Below are 14,331 nucleotides of genomic sequence, written 5' to 3'. Positions count from 1 at the left end.
CTTTTGCTTTTTCCTGATGCGGCTGCGATGCCGGGCATGCCGACGCCCACCTCGTTCGAGAGCGTGCCGGCTGTCGTGTGACCGCCGGCCGGAGCGAGGATCACTGCCGCCACTGAAGTACAGGTGAGCACCTTCACTTGCTCTCGTTGCGACCGGCGACGCCTGGATGTGAGGATCTGGGCATGGTGGGGAGCGGGGGAAGCAGCGAGGCGCGTCCGTGGCGGCGTTCCGCGTCGGACGATGACGAAGGGAACCCGGCGTGACCGACGGGGGCGGCAAGGATGCGAGAAATTTGCAGGTCGAGGGCCTGGAACTGATCACGAGAGGGCTTACTGAGGCTCTGGGTGAGCTGAAGGAACTCGGGATGGTCGGCGAGGCCGGTGCCGGACGGGGTTTCAGCGATATCGCCCTGTCGGGGCTGGAGTTGGGCCATGAGGGTGTGACGGCGAAGGTCCACTCGTTCTGTGAGCGGTGGGAGTGGGGCGTGCGCTCGCTGATCGCGGAGGGGAACTCGTTCGCGGAGGGTGTGGGGCTGTCGGCGGGGACGTACTACGAGACCGATCATTACGTGGAGGGGGCCCTGAAGATCGGGCTGAACTCCGCGATCGGCAATCCTTACGCCTCTGAGGACGAGGTCACGAAGCAGGGCTGGGGAGACATCGCCACCTCAGGTGTGCTCGGCGGAGCGGACTACAGCGCCGAGTCGTGGGAGCGCGCGAACGAGAACGTCGAGCAGGGCTACAAGGACGCGGGCCGCGACATCATGACCTCCCGCACCGGAATGTTCGGTCTCAACCCGCAGAACCTGCACGACCGGGCCGGGGTGTCGGACGCCGAGTACGACCAGTGGCTCGACGAACAGTTCGGCCCCTCGCCCGAAGCTCGTGCCAAGGCCGCCGAGCAGCAGGGCGGTCAGCCCGGGGGTGCGCGGTAGTGGGCATCATCGGCGACCTGAAGGACGGTTTCAACGACAGTCTGAGGGCCGGCGGGGACCTGATCGACTCGGGCAAGAAGAAGCTGGGCGAGGTCGTCGACTACGGCAGCGACAAGCTCGGCGACGGCCTGGACCACGTCGGTCTGGACAAGGCCGGTGACTGGGTCCACAAGGGTGGTGACTACGTCGCGGCGGGCCTGGGAGCGACCCCGTCCGAACAGGGCCTGGGCCACACCGACGACCCCACCGAACTCGTCCACGGCAAGCCGGACAAGATCCGTGAGGGCGCCAAGCACCTGAAGGACTTCTCCGCCGCCTTCGACAAGGTCGGCCGGGGCATGAGGAAGGTCGACGCCTCGGGTTGGAAGGGCGAGGCCGGTGACGCCTTCCACCGCAAGATCGAGGTTCACCCCGTCAAGTGGGCTCAAGCGGCTGACGCGTGTGAGAACGCGGCGAAGGCGCTGGACTCCTACGCCGACTCCGTCAAGTGGGCGCAGGACAAGGCGCAGGAAGCCATCGACACGTACAACCGGGGCAAGCGCACCAGCGAGGCGTCCGCCAAGGCCTACAACAAGAAGGTCGACGCCTACAACGTCAAGGCCCTGTCCGGCGAAGACCCCGGCGCCAGGCCGGAGCCCTGGAAGGACCCGGGTGAGGCGGATCGCGCCAAGGCCGAGCACATCCTGGAGGATGCCCGCCGGGCCCGTAACGAAGCCGCTGCCCGCGCCGAGGCCGCCGTGGACGCCGCCCTGGCGCACGCTCCGGCCGAACCGCCGCCCCTGACCCAGATCAGCAACACACTCGTCGACGCCAGTACGGCGCTCGACGTCGAGTCCACGCATCTGCTGGGCGGCGTGATCAAGGGAAGCGCGGGCCTGGTCAATTTCGCCCGCGGCCTCAACCCCTCCGACCCCTACAACCTCACGCACCCGGCCGCGTACTACCAGAGCCTGAACATGACGCTCACCGGCCTGGTCTCCACCGGCACCCACCCCGAGCGCATCATCACCGCTGCCGTCGACGGCTTCAAGAACGACCGTTCGGAGTTCATCGGGCGCCTGCTGCCGGAACTTCTCGGTACGAAGGGCGCCGGCTTCGCCAAGAGCGGCATGCGGCTCGCCATGAGGGAGGGCACGGAGGCCGCCGCGTCCGGTATGGCGAGCAGGGGGCTGCGGGCGGCGGATGACATCGGCGGCGCGCACGGTGGGTTGCGGGCGGCGGACGACATCGGCGGCGGACCGCATTTGCCGGATTCCTGGAAGATCGATGAGGGAGCGGCCGCCAAGGACCTGGACGGCGCCGCGCATGCGGATGACGGGCTCCAGCACTCGAAGAGGGTCTCGGACGAGGAGTTCACGCAGCTCCCCAATGAACAGAAGCACGCAGTCGCTTCGTCAGAATTGTATGACGGCGCGCTCACCTTCCCTGACCAGAACGCGGCTATTGCCCACGGCCGGGAAACGTGGAACAGCTACGTGGACAACCTTCCGGAGTCGACCAAGAAGTCCCTTCTGGACTACTCGGACGATCACTATGGGGGTGCAGATCCTCACTACGCGACCTACAAGGAAATGAATGGGTATCTCCGCGGCGCAGACGAGTTGGGAACTCCTCAGGTCCTGCACAACATTGCGGAGACCGACAAGGCGCTGGCCGGCAATCCGCTGGCCCAGGACACTATGGTGGTCCGCGGGCAAGACGTGAAGTACCTAGGTGTCAGCAAGCCGGAACAGCTGATCGGGGAAGAGATAAGCGACCCCGCTTACCTGTCGACCTCACTCGGTGACAATGGGGTTGTCTTCGACAAAGAAGCGATCGTGCACCTCCGTGTGCCCGAGGGGCACTCAGCCCTGTGGATGGAGAACGTCAGTCACTACGGAGTGACCGAGCGAGAACTGCTCCTCGGGCGCGACACCACGTACCGGGTGACTCGCGCTTTCGAGGACAACGGCAAGTGGCACGTCTATGGCGAAGTTCTGCCGAAGAAATAACAAAGGAAAGCCCACATGAACTCCGAGAGCGATGACGCAGAACCTCGCTTCGTCAAGCGGACGACCAACCCTCATTTCGAGGAGGATCCCAAAGTCGTCGTGTCAGGGGGGCCGCCGCGCTACGCATTCGAGACGGGCCGCCCCGTGCGCTACGTGCAGTTGGCCGACGACCAGGACGACGTGTTCGGCTACCTTTGGTGGAACGACGAGGACGATGCTGCGGACTGGACGCCGCTCGCATCAGGAGGCGCACGCGCGAGAAGTCTCGGGTCGGTATGGACCTTCCGCCTGAATGCGGGCAAAGCACGTGGGCTCACACCCTCGCAAGCTGTAACGGAGTTGATCGAACAGTGGCCCGTTGCCGGGTCCACCCACATCGTCGCAAGCCCCTTTGCCGAGGCGGAGAGTTCGGCGGCGTTGGAGGCGCTCGCCGGCCATTCCACGGTGAAGCGCGTTGGGAAAGCAGTCGCCGGTTCCCTGTTCGGTCTGGCCATCGGCGATGCCATGGGATACCCCACCGAGTTCTTGGGCATGGCGCAGATCACCGCCAAGTTCGGCCCCTGGGAAAAAATGGGTCTGCCGCTTTCCGCGGGTGACGTGGTCCGGGTGACCGATGACACGCAGATGGCGCTGGCCGTGGGAGAGGCGCTGGTGGAGGCCAGTGCCGGTGAGCCCGGAGCCCGCCGGGCCCGTGGCGCGGGCGCGGCGGCGGCTGCCCTCTCCCCCGCCTCGGTCGAAGCGGCGCTGCGCAAGCATTTCGTCGCCTGGCTGCACGACCCGGACAACAACCGGGCCCCCGGTCAGACGTGTCTTCGCGCGTGCGCGGCTCTCGAACGCGGCGTCCGCTGGCAGGACGCCACGATCATGGGCTCCAAGGGGTGCGGGGCCAACATGCGTGTCACGCCTGTCGCCCTCGTCCCCGGCCTCGGCTCCGAACAGCGCGCGGGCATCGCCCAGTTGCAGGCAGCGCTCACCCACGGCCACCCCACGGCGCTGGCGGCCAGCGATCTGACGGCCCACGCCACGTGGCTGCTCGCGCACGGCTGTGAGCGTGACGACCTGTTGCCCCGGCTGCGTGCCTACGCGCAGGAGTCCCGGCACACGTATCACGCGGAGTGGCTGGGCGACCTGGCCGCCAAGGCGGGCGCCCCTGACCCGCGCTCTTTCATCGCCTTCGGCTGGGACGAGTGCCTGCGCGCCCTCGACACCGCGGCTGCGGCCCTGCGCGTGAAGGACGTGAGCCGCGATCCCTCCGAGGCGGTCGGCGCCGGGTGGATCGCGGAGGAAGCCCTCGCCACGGCTCTGTACTGCTACCTGGTTGTCGACGGCGACCCGCGGGCGGCGGTGGCGCGAGCCGCGCACTCGTCCGGCGATTCCGACTCGATCGCCGCGCTGGCGGGCGCGTTCGCCGGGGCCAGGTCCGGGCTCACGTACTGGCCGCCGGAGTGGCGCGAGGCCCTGGAGTACGAGGGCCGCATCAGCAGGTTGGCTGCCGCCTGGGACGATGCGGCCTGATCCACGGGGAACCGGAACGATGACGAGTCCCGGGCCGGAGGGCCCTGCTCAGCGCGCGACGAAGTGGCTCGACGAGGTGTACGGCGGGCTCGTCGAGCTCGCCGCGGCGCGCCCCGTGGCCGAGACGGACACCGCCTGGATGATGGCCTGCCACACCGTTGCCCAGCCCGGGTTCCCTCGCACCCCGATGCTGGCGGCGTCCGTCGTGGTGCCGAAGATCGGTGGCTACCCGCACCACCCCGCGTCGTACGATCCGCTGGCCGATCTTCTCTCGGTGCCCCCACAGGAGTCCGCTCTCCGCATCACCGGACAGAGCCGCAGGATCAATGCCCGGGGCGCGGTCGCCGCCACACACTCGGCGATCGACGGCCATCCCTCGGTCGCCGTGCCCTGGCAGCCGGCGCACGAGGCCCCCGGATGGTGGGCCCGGCTGTGCCGGCGCTACTTCCCGCAGTTCGACCGCGTACCCGTGCAGGACTGGGACCAGGTCGTCCGGGCCGTCCAGGAACCGGGCCCGGGCACCCGGGGTGTGGTCTGGATCCGCCGTGCGATCGGTGGTCACGACGTCACGGGCCATCTGATCTACGCGCACAACGATCGCGGGCGGGTGATCTTCCTTGACGGACTCACGGCGTCGCTCGCCCGCCTCGACACACAATGGGTCCGCGAGGTGATCCTCATGCGGGCTCTGCCCGACGCGTCGCGTACTGCCGACGAGGATCGGGTGCACCCGCGTCATTGAGCGGCCCGTGTCATTGAGCTGCCCGTGTCATTGAGCCGCCCCCGGCACTGAGCGGCCCCGGAGCGGCTACTGAGCGGCCCCGGAGCGGTTGCCGCGGATCAGCGCGGATCAGCGCGGGCGCTCGGTCGAGCAGACTGCCCCGCCCCCGTGAAACATTTCGCCGGGCTCACCGCATCTATGGGGTGTAGGCGGGACGACAGGGGAGGACGCCGGGGATGAGACGGTCGCTCGAAGGGGCCTTCCGTGAGTTCGCCGAGGCGCGCGCGGGGCAGTTGTTCCGGTCCGGGTCTCTGCTGACCAGCGGGGACACGCATCTCGCCGAGGATCTGGTGCAGGAGACGCTGGGGCGGATGTACGTCGTGTGGGGCCGGTCCGCGGTGCGGCTCGGCAATCCGGCGGCGTACGCGCAGACCGTGCTCGTCCGGGCCTTCCTCGCGCATCAGCGGCGACGCTCGGCGGGTGAGCGTCCCTCGGGGGACATCCCGGAGCAGACGGCCGCCGGGGCCGATGATCCGTCCCTGCGGCTGACGCTCCTGGAGGCGCTGCGGCAACTGCCGCCCAAGGACAGGGCTGTTGTCGTCCTGCGCTACTGGGAGGACCGGTCCATCGAGGAGACCGCGGACGCGCTGCACCTCAGCTCGGCCGCCGTACGCACCCGCAGCCATCGGGCCCTGGCCCGGCTGCGTACGCAACTCGGCGGCGACATCTCCGAGTTCGCCGCCCAGTGACCAGCACGCAGGCTGACCATACGTACAGGCCGAAGGGAGTGGTCGGAGTGTCCGGAGCGGACGACGGCCGGGACGGTTTCGAGGACGGGCTCACGGGGGCGCTGCGGCGCACCGGGGAGGGTTTCACCGCCGAGGGGCGGGCGTTGGTGGATGGGGGAGTGCTGCGCGGGCGCCGTCGGCTGCGTCGCAGGCGGGTCGGCGCGGTGACCGGGAGCGTGGCGGCGCTGGCCGTGGTCGGACTCGGCTCGTCGTACGCCGCCGGAGTCTTCGACAGCGGCGACGCGACGTCCCGCGGCGGTGTCGCGGCGCGGCCGGGCGGCTCGTCGGCGACCGCCGCGTCGAGTGCCGGGCCCGACCGGAAGAAGGGCGGGCGGGGCACCGGGCCGCAGCTCAGCGGGGACGAGGTCGTCGGCATCCTCGAAGGACTGCTGCCCGGGGGCAAGGTGAGCGCACGGGACGGACGGGGCACCGCCGACCCGCTCGGACCGCTCGCGCACCTCGTCCACGACGACGGGCGCGGCAAGGCCGCCATCGGTGTGAGCGTGGGCGCGGTCGACCCGGACAGTGCCACCGTCGAGGAACAACTCAAGTGTCCCGACAAGCGGTTCGTGTCGTACGACTCGTGCGGCAACGAGACCTTGGCCGACGGGTCGCGGCTGCTGCTGATGCGTGGCTACGAGTATCCGGACAAGCGGGTCGACACCAAGTGGTGGCACGCCTTCCTCGTGACGGCCGAGGGCTACACCGTGGACGCCAGTGAGTGGAACGCGCCCGCGGAGAAGGACGCACCCGTCTCACGGGCCGAACCGCCCCTGACCACACGCCAGTTGAAGGCGTTGGTCGCGTCCGCTAAGTGGCGGCCCGTGATGCGGGCGCTCGGCACGGCGCCGGGCGAGCCGGTCGCGCAGCCGCCCGCCCAGGGCACCGACAAGGCGGCGATCCTGTCGAAGCTCACCTCGCTGCTGCCGCAGCGCGCGCGGGTCACCGCGACGGGCGGCGAGGACGACGGGTACGCGTACGTGGTCGTCGATGACGGCAAGGGCGCCTCCCTCGTCCAGATCAACGTGCAGTCCGGCATGGGCGACGTGGCGGGGGACCTGTTCGGAGCCGGTGCCGAGAAGCTGGCGGACGGCACGCTCGTGGCGACGCACCGGGACGGCGGTGACGACAAGGGCGGCTCCGGCATCGTCAGGTGGACCGCCGACGTGCTGCGCCCGGACGGGTCCCGGGTCGTGGTCTCCGCGTTCAACTCCGGTTCGCAGTCGACCGACGCGACCCGCCCCCGCCCGGCGCTGACCATGTCCGAGCTGAAGGCCCTCGTCCTCTCGGAGAAGTGGCGCCGCAGCTAGCTGATTCCGGCTCACTTCGCGTCGGCGTAGCACTCCACCACCGCCACCGTGAACGGGAATCGCACCGGCGTCTCCCCGAACGTCAGCCGGCCCGCCAGGTCCGCCGCCTCCTGGATCGCCTCGCTCACCCGGGGCGCCTCCTGCTCGGGACAGTGCACGATCACCTCGTCGTGCTGGAAGAAGACCAGCTCGGCCGCCATCCCGGCGAGGGACCGGCGCAGCGCCGCCAGCACGAGCAGGGACCAGTCGGCGGCGCTGCCCTGCACCACGAAGTTGCGGGTGAAGCGGCCCCGGGCCCGCGAGTGCGACGACGCGTAGCCGTAGCCGTACCCCTGGGTGGGGGCGCCGGTGTCCCCGTCGCCGGGCGCGTCCTGGGGGAGGCCCGCCTCCTCCGCCTCGGCCGCGCCCACGGCCGGCGGGCAGGTCCGGCCCAGCCAGGTGCGCACGAGGCGGCCCTCCTCACCGGCTCTGGCGGCCTCGTCGACGTACGCGACCGCCTGCGGGAAGCGGCGGCGCAGCAGCGCCAGGTTCTTCAGGCCGTCGCCGGACGTCTGCCCGTACATGGCGCCGAGCACGGCGAGCTTGGCCTGGCCGCGGTCGCCGGAGAAGGCGCGGTCGGAGACCGACTGGTACAGGTCGCCGTCCTGGCCCGCGACCTCCATGAACGCCGGATCGCGGGAGATCGCGGCGAGCACCCGCGGCTCCATCTGCGCGGCGTCGGCGACGACGAGCCGCCAGCCCGGGTCGGCGACGACGGCGCGGCGGATGACCTTGGGGATCTGCAACGCCCCGCCTCCGTTCGTCGTCCAGCGGCCGGAGACCGAGCCGCCCGGCAGGTACTCGGGTCTGAACCGTCCCTCCCGCACCCAGTCCTGGAGCCATGACCAGCCGTGCGCGGTGTAGATGCGGTAGAGCTTCTTGAACGCGAGCAGCGGCTTCACCGCCGGGTGGTCGAGGGACCTGATCTCCCAGCGCCGGGTCGAGGTGATCTTGAATCCGGCCTCCGCGAACGCCTTCACCACGTCGGCGGGCAGGTCGGGACGCACCCGTCGGCCGAACGCCGCCGACACCTCGTCCGCCAGCTCCGCGAGGCGGCGCGGCGCGCCCCCGCCCCCGTACCGCTCGCCGAGCAGCTCGTGCAGCAGCTCCCGGTGCACGTCGGCGCGCCACGGCAGCCCGGCCGCGTGCATCTCGGCGGCGACCAGCATGCCCGCCGACTCCGACGCGGTGAGCAGCCGCATCCGCTCCGGCAGGGCCGTCGCCGCGTGTCTGCGCTGCTGGTCCGCGTAGACCTCCACGAGATCGGCCAGCGGTACGTCCACGGGCGGGCGTGGCTCGAAGAGCGGTGACTGGGAGCCGGGCTCGGCCACGCGGGGCGGTGGGTCCGGCGGGACCGGCGCCTTCCGGAGCCTCGCGAGGGCCGCGGCGGCGGAGCGGGGTTCTCCGTGTCTGCCCTCGTGGGCGAGGAGCAGGTTCTCGGCGGCCTCGATGTCGTAGGCGCGGTCGACTCCGGTCCCGGCCCCGAGCCCGGCGGCGATCAGCCGCGGGTACACGGCGTGCGTGTCCCGCCACACCCAACGCGTCACGCCCGGCCGGTCCCGCACGGCCGTGACCAGGTCGGGCTCCCGGACGATCGGACCGGCGGGCAGCCCGTCCGGACCCAGCGGCACGACGTCGGCGCCGCCGCGCTCGGTGGGGGCGAGAGCCCAGCGTCCCTTCACATCGTCGAGTGTCACACCCGCCACTGACATTTCCCTGCGGCCGATTTCGGCCACAACCCGGTTCCGGCGCCCGACGCGGCGCCGACCCTGTTTCACTCGACGGCACAGAGATCAGAGATCAGGGATCCGGGATCAGGGATCAGGAGCAACACAGAAGAGGACGGAAGGACGGAACCCGTGCGCATCAGCCGCCGCACCCTGCTGACCACCGGCACCGCTCTGGGCGCCACCGCCCTGACAGGGGCCGGTACTGGTACCGGTATCGCGTACGCCACCGGCGGGCCGGCCCGCCGCCTGGCCGCGCTGGAGCGTGAGCACGGGGCCCGCCTCGGCGTCTTCGCCCAGAACCTGCACACGGGCACCGCGCTCGCCCACCGCGCCGACGAGCGTTTTCCGCTCTGCTCCACGTTCAAGACCCTCGCCGTCGCCGCGGTGCTGCGCGACCTCGACCGCGACGGCCGCTACCTGGACCGCCGCGTCCACTACACGCAGGCCGACATCGACCGGGCGGGCGGCGCCCCCGTCACCGGCCGTCCCGAGAACCTCGCGCACGGCATGACCGTCGCCGGGCTGTGCGGCGCCGCCATCTCCTACAGCGACAACACCGCCGCCAACCTGCTCCTGGACCGGCTCGGCGGCCCCACCGCCGTCACCCGCCTCGCCCGCTCGGCCGGGGACCGGGTGACCCGGCTCGACCGCTGGGAGCCCGAGCTGAACTCGGCCGAGCCCGGGCGGGTCACGGACACCACCACGCCGCGCGCCATCGGGACCACGTACGCGCGGCTCGTCCTCGGCCGGGTCCTGGACCCCGGCGACCGGGCCCGGCTCACGCGATGGCTGCTCGCCAACACCACCAGCGGCGAACGGTTCCGGGCCGGTCTGCCCGACGACTGGGTCCTCGCCGACAAGACCGGCACGGGCTCCTACGGCACGGCCAACGACGTCGGCATCGCCTGGACCCCCTCCGGCGCCCCCGTCGTCCTGTCCGTGCTCTCCACGAAGCCCGCCCAGGACGCCACCCCCGACAACCGGCTGGTCGCCCGCGCCGCCGAACTGATCGCCACCATGTAGCCACCCCACCCGGTCGCCCGGGTCCCCATCCCCCCTGTGCGCCCCGCACCCGGTGCTGAGACCATCGTCGGGGCGGGGACGCGGGCACGTGAGGAGAGACGTCGATGGCTGGGGTACACGGGGGCGACCGCCTCCGCCGGGACGCGGCGGGCGCGGCATGACCTCGACCGTCGAGCGCGCCTTCGCCGCCGCGCTGTTCACCGCCGACGGCGACCTGGACACCGGCGCTTCCCTGCTCGCCGCCGACCCGTCCGCCGACGCCGAACTCGCCCTGCGGGGAAGAGAGTTCGTCCGCCGGGCCTGGGAGCGGGGCTGGCAGCCCGCCGACGTGATCCGGATGGTCGTACGCGAACTGTCCCCGGAGCACGCGGGGCTCGCCGCCCGGCTGATCCGCGCGGAGACCGGCCGGTACGCGACGTTGCCGCCGCGCTGGTCCGCCCAGCTCGCCGACCTGCCCGCCGACGAGCCCCGCCGGGACCGCTTCTCGGCCGCCACCACCACCCTGGAGCTGTACCGGCTGCTGGTGCGGCTGCCCGCCGTCGAAGCCGTCGGGCCGGTGCCGGGGGAGGCCGTCTCCGTACCCGTGGCGGGGGAGCCGCGCGCTCTGGCCCGGATCCGCGCGCTGCTCGCGAAGGCGGAGGCGACCGGGTATCCGCCGGAGGCCGAGGCGCTGTCGGCCAAGGCGCAGGAGCTGATGGCCCGGCACTCCGTCGACGAGGCGCTGCTCGCGTCCCGTACGCACGCGAAGGACGCGCCCGCCGCGTGCCGGATCGGTGTCGACGCCCCGTACGAGACGGCGAAGGCGGTGCTGCTGGACGCGGTGGCCGGTGCGAACCGCTGCCGGGCGGTGTGGAACAGCGCGTTCGGCTTCTCGACGGTCGTCGGATTCGAGCCGGACCTGGAGGTGGTGGAGGTGCTGTACACGTCGTTGCTGGTGCAGGCCGCCGCCGCCATGACGCGGGCCGAGGCGGAGCAGCGGGCGGCGGGCCGCAGGCGTACGAAGACGTTCCGGCAGTCGTTCCTCGCGGCGTACGCCCATCGCATCGGTGACCGTCTCGCCGAGGTCGCCGACCAGGTGACGGGGGAGCGGGGCGAGCTGTTGCCGGTCCTCGCGGCGCGGGACGTGGCCGTCACCGGCCGCGCGGAGGAGATGTTCCCCGAGACGGTGACGACCCGGATGAGGGGGGTCACGGACGAGGCGGGCTGGACGCAGGGCGCCGCCGCGGCGGAGCGGGCCCGGATGCACCGCTGACGACTGGCGCGCCCGCGGGATCCGGGTACTGGGCGTAATGCCCGTATTCTGGCGGAGTGAGCTGGTTCCGGGCGCTGAAGGACACCGCCCGCTCGGGCCTGACCGTCGAGCGGAAACGGCTCGAACCCCTGGTCGCCCTGCGGGGCGCGGTCGGACTGGCGGTCGTGATCGCCGTCAGCCTGACCCTGTTCGGCCCTGCGGTGGCGGCGGGCTCGGCGTTCGGCGGGTTCCAGGCGGCGATCGCCACGTTCCAGCGCAGTTGGCGGCCCCGGCCCGAACTGGCGCTCGCCTCCGGCGCGAGTCTCGGCGTCTCCACCTTCGTCGGCTACCTCACCGGCTCCCACCTGCTCCTGTTCGTGCCCCTGCTCGCCCTCTGGACGTTCCTGGCGGGCCTGTCCTGGGCGGCGGGCCCCACCATCGGCATCATCGCGTCGTCGAACGTCGCGATGATGCTGGTCACCATCACCCTGCCGACGACGGTCGCCGAGGCGGCGGGCCACGCGGCGATGATGGTCTTCGGCGGCCTGGTCCAGGCCGCCCTGGTGATCCTCTTCCCCGTACGCCGCTGGGGGGCGCACCGCGACGCGCTCGCCGACGCGCTCGCCGCCGAGGCCGACTACGCGCGCCGCCTGCGCCACGACCCGGTCGCCGAGTTCGACCCGGCCCCGCTGATGCTGGCCCGCAACGCCGCCGCGCTCACCCCCCGCCAGGCCCGCACCCGCCCCGCCCAGCTCCACGGCACGCGCGGGCTGGCCGAACGCATCCGGCCGGTCCTCGCATCGCTCGCCGATCCGGCGGTCGGCGTCCCCGCCGAGGGCCCCGAGCGGGACCGGGCCCGCGAACTGCTGGCCGCCACCGGTTCGATCCTGGACGCGGCGGCCCGCGCCATCCGGCACGGCACCCCCGTCTCCGTCCCCCCGGGCGCGCTCGCCGCGTTCCGCACCCCGGACACCGGCACGATCCTCACGGGCCCGGCCCAGCGGGCGGCGACCCGCCTCGGCCCCCTCCTCAAGGACGTACTGGAGACGGCGGGCGGGGTTCCGCCCGCGCCGTCCACCCTCCGCGACCGCCTCGCCGCGCCGCTGCCGACCGGGCTGCGCCTCCGGCTCCCTTCCCGCGCTCGCCCGTGGCCGCGTCGCGCACCGCTCCCGCCGGCCTCCTCGACCGGGGCGACGCCTTCCCCCGGCCCCGCGGACCCCGGCCGGCCGTTGCGCCGCCCCACCCTCTTCCAGTTGGTGCCCGTCGCCGTGCGGGCCATCCGGCACGAGGCCCGGCCGGGGTCACCGGTGCTGCGGCACGCCACCCGGGTCGCCGCCGTCGCCGTCGCCGGGTATCTGCTCGGTGACGCGCTGCCGCTCGGGCACGGCTACTGGGCGCCCATGTCCGCCGTCATGGTCATGCGGCCGGACTTCTCGCAGACGTACTCGCGGGCCGTCGCCCGGTTCGGCGGCACCCTCGTCGGTGTCGCCCTGGCCACCGGCGTCGTCCAGCTCGCCCACCCGGACACGCGGCTGTCCGCCACCCTCGCCGTCCTGTGCGCGGGGCTCATGTACCTCCTGATGCGCACGGGCCAGCTCGCGGCGCAGGCGTGTGTCGCCGCGTACGTCGTCTTCCTGCTCGGCATGGGTGGCCAGACCTGGAGCCAGACCGTCCCCGAACGCCTCGGGCTCACCCTCGCGGGCGGTCTCCTCGCGACGCTGTCCTACGCGCTCTACCCGGCGTGGGAGACCCCGCGCCTGCGCACCCGTCTCGCGGACTGGCTCGCCGCGCTCGGCGAGTACGCGGCCGTCGTCGTCGACCACTACGCCCACCCGGCGGGCAAGGCGTCCCCCGACGTCCGCACGGCCCTGCTGAGGGCGCGGGACGCGCACATCGCCTGGCAGGCCGCCGTGGACCGGGCCAGGACCGAACCCGTACGCCACCGGGGTCTGTCGCACGCCGACGCCGACGACGCCGCGCACGCCCTGCATCACCTGGGCCGTGTCGCGATGCTGATGGAGGCCCATCTCCCCGAGCGGGACGCCACCCCCGTCCCGGCCGCGGCGGCCTTCGCCGACGCCCTGCGCTCCGCGACCCGGGACGGCGCCCGCGCCGTCCGCGAGCGCCGTGTGCCGCACTGGAGGCCGGTCCGCGATGCCTTGGACGCCTGGGACGGCGAGGGCGTCCCCGACCGCGTCGTGCGGCGCGGCGCGGGCATGCTCGTGGAGGCGTTGGAAGCACTCTCCGGCGCGCTGGACACCGACGCGCCCCCGATGACCGTCAAACCGGACGAGCCGGATGAGCCGGACGGTCCGGGCGATCCGGGAGGGGAGACGGAAGTGGCGGGGGAGGAAGCCGCCGAGCAAGGGGCGGCGGGAAAGGCGGACGGGCCGCGCGGCCCGTGAGGCCACCCGGCCCGTCGGCGGCGGGGAGGACCCGAGGTCAGCCCGTCGGCAACCCGCTGGGCAGGCCCGTCGGCAGTCCCGAGGGCAGCTTGCCGTCCGTCGACCTGGTGAACGTGTCGTCGGCCCCGGCGTCCCAGGACACCTTCATGGTCGTGCCGTCGTGGGACTCGACCGAACCCGTGGTGCGGTCGTTGTTCCCGTCCGCGCACTTGAGGGTCAGCGTCGGCTTGCCGCCGCTCGTCACGGTCCCGGTGCACAGGTGACCGTCGCCCGTGCTCAGCGACGCCTGCTTGCCGCCGACGACGAGGACGACGGCCTGCCCGCCGGTGGTGGCGCTCCAGATGCCCTCGATGTTCCCGGCGGACCCGGACGAGCCGGTCGGTGTGCCGGAGGGCGAGCCGCCGTCGGGCGCCGCCGAGGACGAGGAGCCGCCGTCCGACGTCTTGTCCTTGCCACCGCCGCCGTCACCGCTGCAACCGGCCACGGCCAGCGCCGCCACCACGGCCGCGACGCCCGCGACGGCCTGTTTCCTGATGCGCACACCATCCCCCTACGTCACTGATGTCGCGGCCGAAGCTACCAGGGGTCATGGGGGCGGGTGGGGGTGACGCATGTCTCACCTCGCGAGCCCCGACCACTATTGA

General features: G+C 72.3%; 11 protein-coding genes. 9 read left to right on the top strand and 2 right to left on the bottom strand.

Annotated features, from left to right (window positions below):
- Positions 1 to 259 precede the first annotated feature (259 nt).
- The 6 genes from ACIRF8_RS30680 to ACIRF8_RS30655 all read left to right on the top strand — a co-directional run bounded on the left by ACIRF8_RS30680 (position 260) and on the right by ACIRF8_RS30655 (position 7,259).
- A complete protein-coding gene (locus ACIRF8_RS30680) occupies positions 260 to 934 on the top strand; it encodes a hypothetical protein (RefSeq protein WP_404220039.1) in 675 nt (224 codons plus the stop codon).
- A complete protein-coding gene (locus tag ACIRF8_RS30675; RefSeq protein ID WP_404220037.1) occupies positions 934 to 2,925 on the top strand; it encodes a putative T7SS-secreted protein in 1,992 nt (663 codons plus the stop codon). The genes ACIRF8_RS30680 and ACIRF8_RS30675 overlap by 1 nt, the downstream gene beginning before the upstream one ends.
- 444 nt (positions 2,926 to 3,369) lie before the next feature.
- The gene (locus tag ACIRF8_RS30670) at positions 3,370 to 4,440 is read left to right on the top strand and encodes an ADP-ribosylglycohydrolase family protein (protein ID WP_404220287.1); all 1,071 of its coding nucleotides are present in this window, start codon (positions 3,370 to 3,372) and stop codon (positions 4,438 to 4,440) included.
- Between the two features lie 19 nt (positions 4,441 to 4,459).
- Positions 4,460 to 5,182 (top strand): toxin glutamine deamidase domain-containing protein, encoded by a 723-nt coding sequence (locus ACIRF8_RS30665; RefSeq protein WP_404220035.1) that lies wholly within the window; start codon positions 4,460 to 4,462, stop codon positions 5,180 to 5,182.
- A gap of 215 nt (positions 5,183 to 5,397) precedes the next feature.
- Positions 5,398 to 5,910 (top strand): SigE family RNA polymerase sigma factor, encoded by a 513-nt coding sequence (locus ACIRF8_RS30660; protein ID WP_404220033.1) that lies wholly within the window; start codon positions 5,398 to 5,400, stop codon positions 5,908 to 5,910.
- A 47-nt stretch (positions 5,911 to 5,957) separates the two neighbouring features.
- The gene (locus tag ACIRF8_RS30655) at positions 5,958 to 7,259 is read left to right on the top strand and encodes a hypothetical protein (RefSeq protein ID WP_404220031.1); all 1,302 of its coding nucleotides are present in this window, start codon (positions 5,958 to 5,960) and stop codon (positions 7,257 to 7,259) included.
- Positions 7,260 to 7,270: 11 nt separating this feature from the next.
- Here the strand turns inward: ACIRF8_RS30655 and ACIRF8_RS30650 are convergent, their stop codons facing one another.
- Positions 7,271 to 8,980, bottom strand: coding sequence for a bifunctional 3'-5' exonuclease/DNA polymerase (locus tag ACIRF8_RS30650; RefSeq protein ID WP_404220285.1), 1,710 nt, complete (start codon positions 8,978 to 8,980; stop codon positions 7,271 to 7,273).
- 177 nt (positions 8,981 to 9,157) lie between these two features.
- Here ACIRF8_RS30650 and bla point away from each other — a divergent pair, with 177 nt between their 5' ends.
- The 3 genes from bla to ACIRF8_RS30635 all read left to right on the top strand — a co-directional run bounded on the left by bla (position 9,158) and on the right by ACIRF8_RS30635 (position 13,687).
- A complete protein-coding gene (gene bla / locus ACIRF8_RS30645) occupies positions 9,158 to 10,051 on the top strand; it encodes a class A beta-lactamase (RefSeq protein ID WP_404220029.1) in 894 nt (297 codons plus the stop codon).
- A 157-nt stretch (positions 10,052 to 10,208) separates the two neighbouring features.
- Positions 10,209 to 11,303: a DUF2786 domain-containing protein gene (locus ACIRF8_RS30640; RefSeq protein ID WP_404220027.1), complete on the top strand. Its 1,095-nt coding sequence runs from the start codon at positions 10,209 to 10,211 to the stop codon at positions 11,301 to 11,303.
- A 56-nt stretch (positions 11,304 to 11,359) separates the two neighbouring features.
- Positions 11,360 to 13,687 carry an FUSC family protein gene (locus tag ACIRF8_RS30635; RefSeq protein WP_404220025.1) on the top strand — a complete coding sequence of 776 codons (2,328 nt, stop codon included), beginning with the start codon at positions 11,360 to 11,362 and terminating at the stop codon, positions 13,685 to 13,687.
- A 37-nt stretch (positions 13,688 to 13,724) separates the two neighbouring features.
- Here the strand turns inward: ACIRF8_RS30635 and ACIRF8_RS30630 are convergent, their stop codons facing one another.
- On the bottom strand, positions 13,725 to 14,228 hold the full coding sequence (locus ACIRF8_RS30630; protein ID WP_404220023.1) for a hypothetical protein: 504 nt from the start codon (positions 14,226 to 14,228) through the stop codon (positions 13,725 to 13,727).
- Between the last annotated feature and the right edge of the window lie 103 nt (positions 14,229 to 14,331).

Origin of the sequence: Streptomyces sp. NPDC102406 (genome assembly GCF_044765725.1) — a bacterium.
Lineage (GTDB): Bacteria > Actinomycetota > Actinomycetes > Streptomycetales > Streptomycetaceae > Streptomyces.
Note: the sequence above shows the minus strand (reverse complement) of the source record. Positions and strands in the feature narration are given on the sequence as shown.

Excerpts from the sequence above, each read along its gene's own strand:
- ACIRF8_RS30640 (WP_404220027.1), top strand. The coding sequence starts at position 10,209 with ATGACCTCGACCGTCGAGCGCGCCTTCGCCGCCGCGCTGTTCACCGCC.
- ACIRF8_RS30660 (WP_404220033.1), top strand. The coding sequence starts at position 5,398 with ATGAGACGGTCGCTCGAAGGGGCCTTCCGTGAGTTCGCCGAGGCGCGC.
- ACIRF8_RS30665 (WP_404220035.1), top strand. The coding sequence starts at position 4,460 with ATGACGAGTCCCGGGCCGGAGGGCCCTGCTCAGCGCGCGACGAAGTGG.